The sequence below is a fragment of the Saccharothrix xinjiangensis genome (assembly GCF_039527585.1).
GTDB lineage: Bacteria > Actinomycetota > Actinomycetes > Mycobacteriales > Pseudonocardiaceae > Actinosynnema > Actinosynnema xinjiangensis.
Genome location: NZ_BAAAKE010000008.1, coordinates 165,343 through 181,707, shown reverse-complemented (window position 1 = coordinate 181,707; position 16,365 = coordinate 165,343). Strand labels below are relative to the sequence as shown.

Here is a 16,365-nt window from a genome sequence, read left to right as displayed (position 1 = left end):
GGTGCTTGGATCGCCCGTGGGGAGGGGACGTGGAGTTCAGGGTCTTGGGCCCGGTCGAAGTCCGCGTGGACGGCAGACCGGTCGACGTGGGGGTGCGCAAGCAGCGGTTCGTGCTGGCGGTGCTGCTGCTGGAGGTCAACAAACTGGTCCCGGCCGACCGGCTGGTCGGGCTGATGTGGCCGCACGGGCCGCCCGCCAGCGCGCGCGCCGTGTTGCACACGCAGGTCAGCAAGCTGCGCTCGATGCTCGCCCGGGTCGACGCGCGGCGGCACGGCGTGGCGCTGGTCGGCAACGGCCCCGGCTACCTGCTCGAAGCCGACCCGCTGCGGGTGGACCTGCACCGGTTCCGGTGGCTGTGCGCGCGGGCCTGGTCGATGGACGACGTGCGGCGGGCCGCGACCCTGGCCGAGGCCTTGGCGCTGTGGCGCGGCCCGGTCATGGCCGGCCTGGACGCGGAGGGCCTGGGGCGCGGGCACGAGGACGAGCGCCTGGCGGCGGTGGAGGACCGCTTCGACGCGGAGCTGCGCTTGGGGCACCACCACGCGGTGGTCGACGAACTGGCGGCGCTGGTGGCCGAGCACCCGTACCGCCAGCACCTGGTGCGGCAGCTGGTGCTGGCCCTGCACCGCTGCCGGCGCACCGACGAGGCGCTGCGCTGCTACCGAGACCTGCGCCGCCGGCTGGACGACGAGCTGGGCATCGCCCCCTCGGCGGAACTTCAGCGCCTCCACGACGAGATCCTGCGCACCGGTCGGCCGGTGGTGGCGGGCCTGCCCGTGCCGCGGCAGCTGCCGCCGGACCTGCCCGGGTTCGTCGGCCGCGCCGGGGCGCTGGCTGCCCTGGACGGAGCAGCCGGGCGGTCGGTCCTGGTGACCGCGGTCTCCGGCGCCGCGGGCGTGGGCAAGACCGCACTGGCGGTGCGCTGGGCGCACCGGGTCAAGGACCGCTACCCGGACGGCCAGCTCTACGCGTCGCTGCGCGGCCACGACCCCGGCGGGCGGGAGCTGGACCCGGCGGACGTGCTCGCCTCGTTCCTGCGGGCACTGGGCATCCCCGACGACGGCATCCCCGCCGACCCGGAGTCGCGCACCGCGCTGTACCGGTCGCTCCTGGCCGACAAGGCCGTGCTGGTCGTGCTGGACGACGCCCCCACCTCCGCCCAGGTCGAGCCCCTGCTACCCGCCTCGCCGTCCGCCGCGGTCGTGGTGACCAGCCGCGCCGCGCTCTCCGGCCTGGTCGTGCGGCGCGGCGCGGTGCGGTTGCCGCTGGCCGTGCTCGACCCGCCGGAGGCGCTGGAGCTGATGCGCTCGGCGCTGGGCGACGAGCGGGTGGACGCGGAGCCGGGCGCGGTGGCCGAGCTGTGCGCCCTGTGCGGCCGCCTGCCGCTGGCGCTGCGCATCGCCGCCGAACGCGTCGGCGCCCGCTCCGGACAGCCGGTCGCGGCGCTCGTGGCAGAGCTGCGCGACGAGCACGCGCGGCTGTCGCTGCTGTCCACCGGCGACGGTGAGGAGCGCGCCGCGGTCCGCGCCGTGCTCGACTGGTCCCGCCGAGCGCTGCCCGCCGACGTGCGGCGCGCGTTCGCCCCGCCGGCCCGGCACCCCGGCCCGACCTCCGAGCGCCGCGCCGCGGCGTCCCCGCTGGGCGTGGCGGACGCGACCTGTGCCGGGCGCGGTCGTGTCGGCCGACCTGCCCCGGCCCGCCAGGCCCGACCGCCACCGGTTCCACAGCCTGATCAGGCTGTTCGCCGCCGGCTCCAGCGGCGGTGTGGACCATCCCCGCTCGGGCGGGGAGCACGCGTCCAGGCCAGGGACTTCACGGGTCGAACCAGTCCCTTGCGCCGGTGACCGCCTGGTGGCGGCCGCGTTCGAGCTTGATCGCGTTCGAGGGCGACCACACCCAACGGCGACCAAGACCGGGCCGGCGCAATCAGGCCGGCGTGATCGACCCGACCCGACCCGGCCCGGTTCGACCGATCCGGCTTCAGCCGACCCGGGCGGTGGCCCGACGGATGTCCCAGGCCGCGCCCAGGTCGCGGTAGAGCCCGACCGCCTCGCCCAACGCCTCGGCGGCCTCCGGCTCGCGCCGCGCGCGGGCCAGCAGGACCGCGCGGTCCTCCAGCGTCTGCGCCAGTTCGAACACCCGCCCCACCGAGCGGTAGTGCGCCGCCACCCCGGCGAGCCCGTCCGGGTCCTCCGCCAGCACGCAGCGGCAGCGCCGCGCCGCCGCGGCCGCCCTGGCCTCGGTCGACTCCTCGGCCGCCTCCGCCTCGCACGCCTCCGCCGCGGCGCGCGCCGTCGCCCGGTCGTCGCAGTCCAGCGCCACCCGGACCAGCTCGGGCAACCACTGGTGCCGCAGCATCATCCGGGCGTAGCGGGTGTCGAGGATCCCGCCCAGCAGCTCGATCGCCTCGGCGTGGTCACCGTCCCGGTAGGCCGCCGTGGCTCGTGCCGCCACCAGGAAGTCGCAGTTCTCCCGGTTCGCCGCGGTCACCAGCGGCACCGTGAGGCCCGCGTGCAGGTGCCGCCTCAGCGCCAGCTCGTCGTCGCGGTGCGCGGCGATCAGCGCGGCGACGCCGTGCAGCAGCACCGTCCCGCCCTCGCGCAGCCCGAACCCGGTGATGCCGGAGTCGTCACCGAGCACCGCGCCGAGCCGGGCCACCGCCTCGTCCCAACCCCCCAACCAGAACCGGTGGACGGACGCGCCGACCTGGAGGGCCGCCACGGGCGCGCCGTGCCCGGCCACCTCGAACGCCAGCCGCAGCGTGTCGGTCGCCTCGCCCAGCCGGTCCAGGCACTGGAGCGTGAACACGCGGTTGTCCAGCAGCACCAGCTTCAGGTCGGTGAGGCTGCGGTCGGTGCCGACCACGTCCAGCGCCCGGTCCAGGTAGTCGAGCGCGCTCACGTAGTCGCGCCGCGCCGCGTCCACCTGCCACAGCACCTCCAGCGACTGGCCGATGGCGAACGGGTCGGCCCCGCGCTCGCCCACCTCGATGGACTCGCGCGCGCTCGCCGCCGCCGCGTCGAGGTCGTCGAGCCCCGCGCGCTGCACCAGCGCCCGCAACGACAGCAACCGGGCCCGCCACGCGTCCGGCAGCACCGGGTCGGCCAGCGCCTCCCGCAGCGACGCCAGGGCCTCCTCCGGCCGGGACGCGCGGAACGGGCCGTAGGCCAGCGTCCACCGGGCCTCCGCGATCCGGTCCGGGTCGCGCAGCCGCGGTAGCGCCCGCCGGGCGTGGTGCTCGGCCTCGACGTCGCGGCCGATCCGGAACAGCACGCTGCTCAGGTGCGCCCGCAACGTCGCGGTGTGCTCTTCGGGCGCCGACGGCGATCGCAGCGCCCGCTGGAGCAGCTCGACCGCCACCAGGGGCGCCTCGTAGACCAGCACGGGCGCCCGGAGCAGCAGCCAGTCCACCACCCACGGCCCGACGTCGTCCGGCGCGGCCAGCAGCTGCTCGGCCACGTGGTCGACCGGCGCGCCGGCCCGCGCGAGCGCCCGCGCGGCCTGCTGGTGCAGCGCGTTGCGCAACGCCGCGGGCGTGCCCTCGTACAGCGCCTGCCGCAGCACCGGGTGCCGGAAGGCGATGCGGTGCCCCGCGTCGCGCAGCACACCCGCCGCGGCGGCCTCCTCGAACGCGGGCACCAGTTCCGGCACCGGGCGGCCCAGCACGATCGCCAGGTCGTCGATGGAGAACTCGCCGCCCAGCAGCGCCGCCCACCGCAGCACCTCGCGCGTGGGGCCGGACACGAAGTCGAGGCGTCCGCCGACCGCGGACACCAGCGAACCCGGCGCCCGGTCGAAGGCGTGCTCGCGCGCCTCGGCCACCCTGGTGCCGACCACCACGAGCCGTTCGCGCAGCAGCGCGTCCGCGACCTCGCGCACGTACAGCGGGTTGCCGCCGGCCCGCGCGGCGATCTCGCGCAGCGCGGGCCCCGGCGGCGCGCCGACCAGCCGCGCGACCATGCCCGCGACGTCCGCCTCGCCCAGCGGAGCCAGGTCCAGCACCGCGCCGCCGCCGGACTCCACGACGCGCCGCAGGCGGGCCACCTCCGGCCGGTGCGGCACCGGTCGCGCCGCGCCCAGCAGCAGCAGCGGCAGGCGGCGGGTCAGCGCGCCGAGCCGGTGCCACACCTCGGTGCTGCTCTCGTCCGCCCACTGGAGGTCGTCCAGCGCCAGGACCAGCGGCCCGTCCGCGCAGAGCTGCTCCACCAGGGCGACCAGCCGGTCGACCCCGCTCGCGACCGGGTCGCCGCCCGCGAAGATCGACCCGGAGGGCTGCCGCTCGCGCAGCGCCCGCGCCACGGCCGCGCGCCGCGGTTCGGTGGCGGTGGGGTCGACGCCCAGGGCGTCCAGGGCGAGCCGGAGCGGGAAGCGGACGTCCAGCTCGTCGGCGACGGCGTGGGCGATCGGGCGCCCGGCCGCACCGGCCCGCGCCAGCACCGCGGTCAGCAGCGCCGACTTGCCGATGCCCATCTCGCCCTCGATCCACAGCGCCAGGCCGCGCCCGGTGGACAGGCCGTCGACCGCGCGCGAGACCGCGGCCAGCTCGGCGTCGCGGCCGAGCAGGACCGGCCCGTCGACCGGGTCCCGGGCCGGCTCGACCACCGCCTCGGTGGCCGCCGGCTCGGTGTGGTGGGGGAGGGTGCGGCTGACCGCGGACGCCCGCGGTGGCACGGGGTGCGGCACGGCGGGGTCGCGGCGCGTGCCGGTGAGCACCAGCTGGTGCGCGGCGCGCAGCCCGGGTCCCGGCTCCACGCCCAGCTCGGCGACCAGCACCCGGCGGGCGTCGCGGAACACCTCCAGCGCCTCCGCGCCGCGCCCGCTGCGGTGCAGGGCCAGCACCAGCAGCTCGCGCGCCCGCTCCCGCAGCGGCTCCTCGGCGACCAGCGCGCCCAGCTCGGCGATCACGTCGGTGTGCGTGCCGGTCGCCAGGGCGGCTTCGGCGCGCAGTTCCCGCGCGGTGGCCCGCTCCGCGGTCAGCTCACGCCGCCGCGACTCGGTGAACGGCCCGCTCAGGCCCGCCAGCGCCTCGCCGCGCCACAGGTCGAGCGCCGCGACCAGCGAGACCAGCGCGGCGTCCGCGTCGCCGTCGGCCAACTGCCGCTGCCCCCGCGCCCGCAGCGCCCGGAACGCGGCCAGGTCCGAGGCGGCCGGGTCCCACCGCAGCCGGTAGCCCGAGCCGACGGACTCCAGCAGCTGCCAGGCCGTGCCGCGCGCCCGGTCCGGCTCCAGGGCCTTGCGCAGCACCGAGACGTAGGTGTGGACGCTGCCCTCCGCGGTGGCCGGCGCGTCCCGGCCCCACACGCCCGCGACCAGCTCGTCCCGCCGCACCACCGCGCCCGCGCGCAGCGCGAGCATCGCGAACACCGCCCGGGGCCGCGCCGAGCCCAGCGCCACCTCCCGGTCGCCGACCCACGCGCGCACCGGACCCAGCACGACCAACCGCAACGCCGTCATCCCGCCCGCCCTTCCCCTGAGGCTCCCGAAACGCGGCGGGCCCGCACCCGCACCGCCGCGCCGCTCGTCCGTCCCGCGCTGCCCGTCCCGTGTCCGCCCTCCGCCAGGATCCTCAGGCCGCACGGCACAACCGGGTCCCCGCCCGCCGCGCGTCCCACTCCGCGCCGAAACCGCGGTAGAGCGCCACGGCCTCCCGCACCGCCGCGTCGGCCGCGCCGTCGTCGCCGACCTCGGCCAGCAGCGCGGCCGCGTCCTCCAGCGACTCGGCCAGCTCCACCGGCCGACCCGCCTCCCGGTACCTCGCCGCCGCGTCGAGCACCGGGGCCGGGTCGCGGTCGACCAGCCCGCGGCAGCGCAGCGCCACCGCGACCGCCCGCGGGTCCGCCAGCGCCCGTTCGACCGCGCGTGCGGCCAGGCGGTGGTCGTCGGCCAGCAGCGCCAGCCTCGTCAGCGCGGGCAGCCACGGGAGCTCGGGCGCCACCCGGCCGGCCGCGAGCACACCGGACAACGCGACGACCGCGTCGTCCACGCGCCCGTCGCGCTCGGCGAGGGTGGCTTCGGCGGCGGCCAGGAAGTCGTCCAGGAACTCGTCCCGGTGCTCGACCGCGGCGCGGAGGTGCCGCACCGCCACGTCCACCCGGTCCTGGCGGGCGGCGACGAGCGCGGCCACGCCGTGCGCGGGCGGTGTCGGCCCGCGGTCCCGGGGCCACGGACCCGGCGAGGGCGCCCGGTGGGTGTCGACCAGGTCGAGCGCCTCCGCCCAGCGCCCGCGCCAGTAGGCCTGGGCCGCGGCGGCGTGGTGGGGCCGCGCCGCGTGCACCAGCCGGTCCGCGTCGGTCAGGCGGTCGAGGTGCTGGAGGGTGAGGACCTTGTCGCCCACGAGGTCCGCGTGGACCTCCGGGCTGACGGACGCGGTCAGGGCCAGGTCCACCTGCCGCAACGCCTCCCGGTGGTCGCGGTGCGCGGTGGCGGTCCGCCACAGCCCGCGCCGGGCCTGGGCCTCGGCGAAGCCGTCGCGCACCTCCCGCGCCAGCCGCAGCGCGCGCTGCGCGGCGGCGCCCGCCTCCTCACCGGGCAGCACGCCCGCCGCCAGCGCCTCCAGCCGCGCCCGCCAGACCGGGGGCGTGCCGCTGTCGGCGACCGCGGCCCGCAGCACCTCCGCGGCCTCGGCGGCGCGCCCCTCCCGGTGGTGCGAGGCGGCGAGCACCCAGCGCAGCTCGGCGACCAGGTCGCGGTCCCGGGCGCGGGCCAGCGCGTAGCGGGTGTCGGCCTCGGCCCGGCCGCCGAGCCGGAACACCAGGCGCGCCAGCCGGGCGGCGAGCCGTTCCCGGTCGCCGGCGGGCACGTCGGGCTGCCCGATGGCCGACCGCATCAGCGAGACCGCCAGCTCCGGTGCGCGCGCCGCGACCGACTCGGCGTTGGCGACCAGCCAGTCCACCACCCACGGGTCGACCGCGGTCGGCGCGGTCGCCAGCTGCCGCGCGACCAGCTCGACCGGCGAACCCGCCGCGGCCAGGGCCTGGGCGGCCTGGCGGTGCAGCGCGGTCCGGACCGCGGCCGGGGTGCCGAGGTAGAGCGCGCGGTGGATCAGGTGGTGCCGGAAGGTGAACTCGGCGCCCGCCTCGACCAGCACGCCCGCCGCCGTGGCCTCCTCCACGGCGGCGACCAGCTCGGAGACCGGCCGCCCCGCCACCACCGCCGCGTCGCCCGGCGCGAAACCGGTGCCCAGCAGCGCGGCCCGGCGCAGCAGGTCCAGGGCGTCGGCGGACAGGAACGCCAGCCGCCGGGTCAGCGCGCCCACCAGCGACGACGGCATGTCCCGACCCGTGCGGCACGCCTCGGCCACGCCGTCGCGGAACTCGACGGCGTTCTCGCGCAGCAGGGCGTCGACCACCTCCCTGAGGTAGAGCGGGTTGCCGCCGACGCACCCGGCCAGGCCGCTCAGCCCCTCGCCCGGCGCGGCGCCCACCAGCGCGGTCAGCAGCGCGGTGACCTCGTCCCCGGACAGCGGCCCCAGCTCCACCAGGTCGCCGACCCGCACGACCGCGCGCCGCACCCGCGTGACGTCGTCGCGGTGCGGCACCGGCCGCGCCGCCGCGACCAGGAGCAGGGGCAGCCGGTGCACCAGGCGCAGCAGCCGGTGCCACAGCAGCACGCTGGCCTCGTCGGCCCACTGGAAGTCGTCGAGCACCAGCACCAGCGGGGTGTCCGCGCACAGCTCGGCGACCAGCTCCACCAGGCCGTCGATGGCGGTGACCACCGGGTCGCCCGCGTCGGGGGAGTCGCGGGTCGGGTCCAGCAGGTCCCGGGCCAGTTCGACGCGGCGCGGGTCGGCCGAGGCGACCGACACGTCGAGGGCGTCGAGGGCGACCCGGAGGGGGAAGCGCCCGCCCAGCTCGTCGGCCGCGGCGCGGGCCACCCGGACGCCCGCGGCCGGCGCGTCCGCCAGGCAGGCGGTCAGCAGCGACGACTTGCCGATGCCGGGTTCGCCCTCCAGCCACGCGACGCCGCCACGACCGCCGGCGACGCCGGACACCGCGCGTCGCAGCAGGTCCAGCTCCCGGCGCCGGCCGACGAAGGGTGGCAGCGCCGCCCCGGTCGCGGGTGGCGCCGCCGCGGGCGTGGCGTCCGGGGGCGTGGCGTCCGGGGGCGTGGCGTCCGGGGTCGAGCCGGCCTGTGTCGAGCCGGCCGGGGTCGAGCCGGCCGGGGTCGAGCCGGCCGGGGTGGCCGGTGGCGGCCCGGTGTCCGCCGGGCGGTGCGCCGCCGCGTCGCCGGTGAGCACCTGCTGGTGGAGCTCGCGCAGGGCGTGGCCGGGTTCGATGCCCAGCTCGGTCGCCAGCACGCGCCGGGCGTCCCGGAACACCTCCAGCGCCTCGGCCTGCCTGCCGCTCCGGTGCAGCGCGGTCATCAGCAGCGCGTGCAGCCCCTCCCGCAGCGGGTGCTCCACCACCAGCGCCGACAGCTCGGCCACCACGTCGGTGTGCCTGCCCAGCAGCAGCGCCAGCTCGGCGCGCCGCTCCACGGCGGCCAACCGCAGCTCGTGCAGCCGCGACCGCTGCGTCTCGGCGAACCGGCCGGGCACCGCGAACAGGGCCTCGCCCTCCCACAGCGCCAGTGCCGCGTCCAGCTCGGCCAGGGCTTGGTCGGGGTCCTGCCGCGCCAGGGCCTCCGCCCGCTCGCGGTGCCGGTCGAAGCGGTGGACGTCGAGCTGCTCGCGGTCCAGCCGCAGCGCGTAACCCGCGCCGGACGAGGTGAGCACCACCCCGGCCGACCGCTTGGACCGCTCGGGCTCCAGCACCCGGCGCAGGCCGGAGATGTAGGTGTAGAGGCCGGCCTCGGCGCTCGCGGGCGGCGCGTCGCCCCACACGCCGTCGACCAACTCGTCCTTGGAGACCGCCTCGTTGGCCCGCACCGCCAGCAGGGTGAACACCGCGCGCCTGCGCGCGGTGCCGAGGTCGACCTCCGAGCCGTTGCGCCACGCGCGCACCGGGCCGAGCAACCTGACCACCAGCGAAGCGGTCGTGCTCATCGACATCGGGACACCCCCTGTGCGGAAATAGGGGCCGAGTGGTGTGCTGTTGCTGATGGCGTACCTGCTCCGCTGTGCGCCGGTTGCTATCGAGGGCTGCCTCTTCGGTCACATTATCACGTGATGGTTCACTGAAGAATGCTCACAATCCACGTCTCAAAAGGCTGTTTCCGCAGCTCAGGAGGGTTGTACTGGTAAGGGGGCCTGGTCGGGCGCGGCGGTCCGGGTGGTGGTTTTGTAAAAAACTTGTCTGAATTCCGGCTCGTGTGGAATCGGTAGGATGACCGTTTGGCTGCGCTCTTGTGGAGGATTGTCGGAATGGTCGAGGAACATCGCCGGCAACTGTCGCGGCGGTTGCCGGCGGTGTTCCGGTGAGCGGCCCGCCACGAGCCCTGGCGCCCCGGGGTCGGCAGGGGGGCGATCCTCGCCGCCGCGAGCCATGGCGGGGGAGCGCCCCTCGCCGCCGCGGGGTCCGATCCGGCGCGCCGGATCGGCCCGGGCCGCGACCGGGTCCGGTCGCCCGGTCCGAGCGGCGCTCACGAATGGGAAACCGACAAACTAGATCAAAGATCTGCCCGGTGTACCGCAGGATTGCGGATATCGAACTGTTGTCCGAACGGCGTAACACACTGCTGCGGTCAGCGATGACCGAGGTGGTATACATGCAGCCGACATCGTGAGCAATTGCCTCGCGGGAGCTCGCGGCGGTGTTTGCCCGGAATCTGCCGGCCTCGTGCGCGCGGAGGGTCCATGAGCGTTTCGCCAGTGCAGCTGACCAACGAATTGCAGGCGTTGTGCCGCGGGCAGGGCGCGCAGGCGCCCGGTATCGACCGGCAGATCGGGCCGGCCCTGCGCGAGGTGTGCGGGATCGACGGCGGCGACGACCCGGAGACCGTGCGCATGAAGTTCCGCGCCTGGGTCGACGGAATAGTGGAGGGCTTCCCGACCGACCTGCGCCTCATGGTCGTGGCGCCGCTCGCGCTGCACGAGGAGGCGCAGCACCGCTTCCTCGCCGACCGCATCGAGTGGCTCGCCGCGCGCCAGGACCGCGGCCCGCGCACCATCCGCCGGCGCATCAACGTGGGCCTGGCGAGGCTGGTCGAGGCGGCGCTGAGCCGCGACCGGACCCCGCCGCGACCGGAGGGCGACGACCCCTACCACGTGGCCGAGTTCGACGCGCTGCTGCGCCTGGACGGTGTCACGCCCACGTGCGTCGAGCGCCGGGTCGTGGTGGCCGACCACGACGGCGTGGACGAGGTGACCTGGTCGATCTCGCTGCCGCCCGCCACCGGCGGCGGCCTGCCCGGCGACCTGGACGTGCAGGTGCTGCAAGGGGTCGAGCTGCTGTGCATGCGGCGGCCCTCGCCCCGCCGGTTCATGCTCACCCTCCGGCTGCCGCGCCCGCTGCGCACCGGCGAGCGCCACCAGTTCGCCCTGGAGGTGCGGGTGCCGGTCGGGCAGCCGATGAAGCCCACCTACGTGTTCTGGCCGGAGCGCCGGTGCGAGCGGTTCCGGCTGGTGGTCAGGTTCCCCCGCGGCGGCGGGCCCTCGGACGTCTGGCGGGTCGACGGCGCGTTCCACCGGGACGCCGACGACCTCACCCCCGGCGACGACCGGCTCGCGGTGAACGAGATCGGCGAGGTCGAGGTCGACTTCCCGCACCCCAGGGAGGGGCGCGGTTACGGCGTGCAGTGGCTGAACAGCGGAACAGGGAGGTGAGAGGGGTCCCGCGTCACACTCCCCGGGGTGACGCGGGACCCGGTCGACTACAGCGCGGCCGGCAGGGCGGTCAGCAGGACGATGATCAGGTGCGGTTCCACGGGACACCTCCCTCAGCTTCCGGGGAACCGCGCCGAACGGCCGTCAGCTCGTGACGGTGAATACCGGGGACCCGCGAAGAATTCGACGATCAGGCGCGCGACGGTCCGCCGGGTGAATGCCGGTGGGGCGCGGCTCGGCCCGATGTCGAATTCCTGCTGCGGCTGAACGCCGAGGCGTTCCGGCCGCGGTCCCGTTCCGGTGTTCCGGTTCGGCGCTGGTTCTCGTTGACACCACGAGAATGCGCCGCCGATTTCCGGTCCGGAACGGTTTTCCTGTTTCAGCCTTGCCCTGGAAACACCCGGCCGCCGGTCCGCCGCAGGGCGGTGGACAGCAGGGCGTACGAGCTGCCCGCGTGCGGCAACTGGCCGCGCAGCACCAGGTCCACCGCGTCGTCGAACGGGATCCGGTGCACCCGCAGGTCGCCCTCGCCGGGGCCGAGCGCCGCACCGCCCGCGGACAACCCGGTCGCCAGGAACACGTGGTCGACGTGGTTGCTCAGGCTGTCCGCGCCGTGCACCCGGCCGATCCGCAGCCAGTTCACCGCCCGCAGCCCGGTCTCCTCGGCCAGCTCGCGCCGCGCCGCCTCCTCGGGGTTCGCGTCCTCGGCGTCCACGCCGCCGCCGGGCAGCCGCCACTCCGTGCCGCCGTGCGTGTAGATCCACTGCCGGGTCAGCACCACGTGGTCGTCGTCGTCCAGCGCCAGCACGGTCACCGAACCCGGCGCCACCACGTGGTGGTAGGTGTCGTGCCCGCCGTCGGGCCGGACCACCGCGTCCCGGTGCACCTCGAACCACGGTGAACTGTGCACGACGTCCGTCGCCAACCGCTGCCACACCACGACCACACCGGCCGACTCGCCGTCCCGATCCGTTGCCATGGCCTCATGGAACCACCCGGGACCACCACCCGAGTCGGGCGAAAGCGGGACAGTTCGCGGACACCCGGGGACACGACCCCACCTCTCGGCGACACTGCGCGGAAGGGGGTGGTCGCCATGCACGACACGTTCGCCGCCCAACTGCGCCGGCTGCGCGTCGAACGGGAGCTGTCGCTGTCCGGCCTGTCCCGGCTCGTGCACTACAGCCGCGGGTACCTCAGCAAGGTGGAGAACGGCCTGGCCTCGGCGAACCCGGAGCTGGCCAAGTCCTGCGACGAGGCCCTGGACGCCGGTGGCGCGCTCGTGGCGCTGGCGCGGCCGACCCGCCGGGCGACGCGTCCGGCGACCGCCGAGCCGGAGCCGCCCGGGGCGTCGGTGCGCGCGGACGGCACCGCGTTCGACCTGTTCGTCGGTTTCTTCGACCAGCACCGGACCCTGGGGCACCGGGCCAGCCCGCGCGCCGTGCTGCCCGGCCTGGTCCCGCAGGTGGACGTGCTGCGCACGATGGCCGGGTCGACCCGCGAACCGGACCTGCGCGACGGGCTGTGGCGGCTGGCCGCGCGGTTCGCCGAGTACGCGGGCTGGATGGCGCAGGAGGCGGGCGACGAGGAGCGTGCCGTGCGGTTGACCGACGAGGCGGTGCGCTGCGCCGCGCTCGGGGGCGACCGGGAACTGGCCACCTACGCGCTGGTGCGCCAGGCGGAGTTCGCGCTGTACCGCAACGACGCGCGGCAGGCGGTGCTGCTGGCGCAGCGGGCGCAGGCCGACCCGTCGATGTCGGCGGCGGTCCGGTCGCTGGCGGCGCAGCGCGAGGCGCAGGGGTACGCCCTGGCGGGCGAGGACGTGCGGTTCGGCCAGGCGCTGGAGCGGGCCGCCGAACTCCACCGCGCCGCGCCGCCCGGCCTGCCGCTGCTGGGCAGCACCAGCCTGCCCGACCCGGTGGCCGTCACGCGCGCGTGGTCGGCCTACGACCTGGGCCGCGCCCGCGAGGCCGCCGAGCTGCTCGACGCGCAGGTGCCGCTGATCCGCCCGCACGCGGTGCGCTCGCGCACCAGGTTCGGGCTGCGGCGGGCGTTGGCGCACGCCGCGGCGGGCGAGCTGGAGCACGGCTGCGAGCTGCTCGCCGAGCTGCTGGACGACCTGGTGCTGGTGGACTCGGCCACCATCCGGGCGGACCTGGCCCGCTTCGGCAGGCTGCTCGCGTCGCGGCCCCTGCCCGGTGGCGCGCACCGGTTGCGGACGCGCATCCGCGACGTGCTGTTCCCGCAGGGGAGCTGACGCGCGCGGCGCGCCGGGCACTGGTCAACTCCGCGCCAGAACGTGGTCATCGGGCCCACCGGCCGCCACGCCCGCCCACAATCCCGTCATGGGTGCTGAGGAACTGCCCGACACCGACCTGGACGAGGTGATCGCCGAGTACGCGGCGATCGTGCCGGACCTCGACGGGCGGGGCAACCCGGACCTGCCCGAGCGCCTGGCCCACGCGGCCTACTGCCACTTCGTGCGGGCCGACCGCACCCACCCGGTCGACCCGCGGCACGCCGAGGACCTGGCGCGGGCCGCGGAACTGCTGCGCCGGGCCGAACCGCGCTGGCCCGGCGGGCGCCCCGAGCGGTACGCCGAGGTGCTGCACGGCATCGTGGTCGCCCGCCGGACCCGGCTGGAGACGCCGCCGCGGGGCCTGGACGACGAGGTGGACCGGGTGTGGACCGGCCTGTCCGACGCGCTGACCGAGCGCGGCTCGGCGTTCCGCGAGGACTTCGACGCCGTGGACGCGCTGAGCGTGCTGTTCCGCCACCGCGCGGCCCGCACCGGGGCGCCGTCGGACCTGGACGGCTGGGCCCGGTGGCAGGGCGAGGTGGTCGCGCTCGCCCGCGCGGACGGCGGGCCGCGGGCCTACCACCTGGCCGTCCTCGGGGACGCCCTGCTCCAGCTGGCGGGCGTCCGGGGCGACGCCGGGCGCAGGCTCGCCGACCTGGCCGCGTCGGCGGCGGCCAGCGACGAGGCGCAGGCGCTGTTCGACCCGGACGACCAGGAGGCGCGGGTCGAGGTGCTGGCCAACGCGTGCCGGGCGCGGACCGCGCGGGCCGGCGCGCTGGGCGACGCGGAGGAGCTGCGCCGCGTGGTGGCCGACGCGGAGAAGGCGCTGGCGCTGGGCACCTCCGACCGGCACACGCGGCGCGACCTGGACCTGCTGCTCGGCGCGGCGCTGAGCGACCTGCTGTCCCGGGACCGGCCCGCGTCACCCGCGGCGGAGGCGGCCGCGACCGCTCGGGCGGCGAGGTCCCTGGGCGCGGTGCTGACGGACCTCGAAGAGCTGCCCGACCACGACGGGCTCAAGCAGGAGGTCGTGTTCCGCACCGGCGTGGCGCTCGGCGGGCACGCCCGGTCCACCGGCGACCCCGGCGCCCTGGGCCGCGCGCTGGAACTGCTCGAACGCGCGGTCGTGGCGACCGCCGACGGCGGCCCCGACCACCCCGGGCGGGTCAGCGCCTACGCGCTGCTGGTGGTGGAGGGCGCGCAGCTCGGCCTGGGCGACGCCACCCGCTGCGCCCGCGCGCTCAACCTCCTGGAACGGGCCGAGCGGCGGTACCACGGGCCGGCGGACCGGGAGGCGCTGTCCGGCGCGGTGGCGCTGGTGCGGCCGTGGCTGGCGGCCGTGCGCGGCGACGGCGACCTGGACGCGGCCGTGGCGGTGCTGCGGTCCGCGCCGTCCCGGGTCGGGGCCGACGTGCGCGACCGGCTGCCGCACCTGGTGGCCCTGAGCGCCGCGCTGCTGGCCCGCTACGGGCGGGCGGGCATGGTGGGCGACCTGGACGCGGCGGTGCGGGTGCTGGACGAGGTGCTCGACGAGGTCCCGGCCGACTCGGGCGGGTACCCGGTCCTGCTGGCCCAGCTCGGTTCGGCGGTCGCGGCACGCGCGCTGCGCACCGGGAGACAGGACCGCCTGCCCGACGTGCTGGCCCGGGTGCGCGACCTGCGGGACCGCCTCGGCGGGCACCCGCTGCACGAGCGGGTGATGGCGGTGGAGGCGGCGCTGGGGGTCGCGGCGGCGGAGGAACGGGTCGCGGAGGAACGGGTCGCGGAGGAACGGGTCGCGGAGGACCGGGGACCGGAGCGGCCGCCCGAGTGGTCGGGACCGCCGGCGCCGGCCCGGCTCGGGGAGGTCACCGCGGCGCGCGGGGTGGCGCGGCGGGATCGCGGGCTGTTCGCGGCGGGGGTCGAGGCGATGCGCGACCTGGCGCGGCGAACCCCGTCGGGCAGCCCGGACGCGCCCGCCGCCTACGGCTCGCTGGGCGCCGCCATGTCCGCCTGGCACGAGGTGTTCGGCGTGCGCGCGCACCTGGCGGAGACCATCGACTGGCTGGAACGCGCGCTGGCCGAACCCGACGGGCGGCCGTCGCCGGAGGTGCGGGTGAAGTTGGCCCTCGCCTACCGGGCGGCGGTCGACTCGATCCCGGCTTACCGCGAGCTGAGCCGGGCCACCGGCCTCGCCGCGCTCACCGGGTCGGGATCGGCCGACCTCGCGTGGGTGGTCGCGCACTGGTGCCTGCGCGACGGCGCGCCCGTGGAGGCGGTCGCCGCGCTGGAGGTGGGGTGCGGGCTGGCGCTGGCCGGGGTGGACGAGCCCGGCGCACCGCCCGCCGTCGAGGACGTCGCGGCGGCGTTGCGCACAGCCGGCCACGACGCGCTGTGCTACTTCGTGCCCGGTGTCGAGGGGGAACCGGGTCACGTGCTGCTGGTGCGCGCGAGCGGCGAGGTCGCGTCGGCGCCGGTGCCCGGGTTGCGGGCGGACGCCCCGGAGGTGGCGCGCTACCGGCGGGAGTACCGCGCCGAACCCGCGACGCAGGAGGCGGCGGCGCTGACCGGCGTGTGCGACTGGGCGTGGGCCGCCGTCGCACCGCTGCTGGCCTCGGCGTCGCGGATCGTGCTGGTGGCCGCGGGCGGGCTCGGTGAGCTGCCGTGGCACGCCGCGAGCAGGCCGGAGGGCGGTGCGCGGCGCTACGCGGTGCAGGACGCGCTGTTCTGCCGCACGCCGTCGGCGCGGGTGTTCTGCCGCACCGCCTCCCGCGAGTGGGACCGGCGACCGGGTGCGGGCCTGGTCGTCGGGGGACCGCTGCCCTACGCGCGGCTGACCGCCGAGGCGGTGCGCGACCGGTTCTACCCGCGCGGCGCGGCCGGGCCGGAGGTCCTGCCCGCGCTGCCCGGCGGCGAGGACCCGCAGCCGACCGTGGTGCTGGCGGGTCACTTCCGGCCCGTGCCGGGCGAGCCGTCGCGTTCCGCGCTGGGCGAGGCGGTCACCGTGGGCCGGGTGCTGGACCAGGCCCGCCGGGCGGTGGGGGACCGCGGCCCGTTCGTGGACCTGACCGCGTGCACGGCGGCGGTCGGCGGCGGGGAGCCGCTGACGCTGGACGCGGTGCTGGCGGTGGCGGGCGCGGTCGGGGTGGTGGGCGCGCGGTGGGAGGTGCCGGACCTGTTCGCCTCGGCGCTGCGCTACCTCGTGCACCACTACCTGGTGGATGAGGGCCTGCCGCCCGCCGAGGCGGTCCGCGCGGCGCAGTTGGCGTTCCTGGCGCCGGACTTCACCCCGCCGCCCGCCATGCCGCCCGAGCTGGCCGAGGGCGTGCGCCGGGCGGGCGGGGACCCGCACCACTGGGCCGGGTTCGCCTACACGGGGCGGTGA

7 protein-coding genes are annotated in these 16,365 nt (G+C 77.1%); 4 read left to right on the top strand and 3 right to left on the bottom strand.

Translation table 11 applies throughout. The annotated features are described in order from the left end of the window. The first annotated feature begins 29 nt into the window (after positions 1 to 29). Entirely contained in the window at positions 30 to 1,844 is a 1,815-nt protein-coding gene (locus tag ABD223_RS19360) for an AfsR/SARP family transcriptional regulator (protein WP_344037698.1), read from the top strand. A 136-nt stretch (positions 1,845 to 1,980) separates the two neighbouring features. On the opposite strand, the gene ABD223_RS19355 is transcribed toward ABD223_RS19360, so the two are convergent. Together ABD223_RS19355 and ABD223_RS19350 are read right to left on the bottom strand one after the other, a co-directional pair. Then, positions 1,981 to 5,454, bottom strand: coding sequence for an ATP-binding protein (locus tag ABD223_RS19355; RefSeq protein WP_344037697.1), 3,474 nt, complete (start codon positions 5,452 to 5,454; stop codon positions 1,981 to 1,983). Positions 5,455 to 5,566: 112 nt separating this feature from the next. Next, positions 5,567 to 8,983 carry an ATP-binding protein gene (locus ABD223_RS19350; RefSeq protein WP_344037696.1) on the bottom strand — a complete coding sequence of 1,139 codons (3,417 nt, stop codon included), beginning with the start codon at positions 8,981 to 8,983 and terminating at the stop codon, positions 5,567 to 5,569. Positions 8,984 to 9,733: 750 nt separating this feature from the next. On the opposite strand from ABD223_RS19350, the gene ABD223_RS19345 reads away from it, so the two are divergent. Further along, positions 9,734 to 10,702 (top strand): hypothetical protein, encoded by a 969-nt coding sequence (locus tag ABD223_RS19345; RefSeq protein ID WP_344037695.1) that lies wholly within the window; start codon positions 9,734 to 9,736, stop codon positions 10,700 to 10,702. Between the two features lie 379 nt (positions 10,703 to 11,081). Here ABD223_RS19345 and ABD223_RS19340 read toward each other — a convergent pair whose 3' ends face one another. Continuing rightward, positions 11,082 to 11,681 carry an NUDIX domain-containing protein gene (locus ABD223_RS19340; RefSeq protein WP_344037694.1) on the bottom strand — a complete coding sequence of 200 codons (600 nt, stop codon included), beginning with the start codon at positions 11,679 to 11,681 and terminating at the stop codon, positions 11,082 to 11,084. A gap of 117 nt (positions 11,682 to 11,798) precedes the next feature. Here ABD223_RS19340 and ABD223_RS19335 point away from each other — a divergent pair, with 117 nt between their 5' ends. Both ABD223_RS19335 and ABD223_RS19330 read left to right on the top strand, forming a co-directional pair. Beyond that, positions 11,799 to 12,959, top strand: a complete 1,161-nt coding sequence (locus tag ABD223_RS19335; protein WP_344037693.1) for a helix-turn-helix domain-containing protein — start codon at positions 11,799 to 11,801, stop codon at positions 12,957 to 12,959. An 88-nt stretch (positions 12,960 to 13,047) separates the two neighbouring features. Beyond that, the gene (locus ABD223_RS19330) at positions 13,048 to 16,365 is read left to right on the top strand and encodes a CHAT domain-containing protein (protein ID WP_344037692.1); all 3,318 of its coding nucleotides are present in this window, start codon (positions 13,048 to 13,050) and stop codon (positions 16,363 to 16,365) included.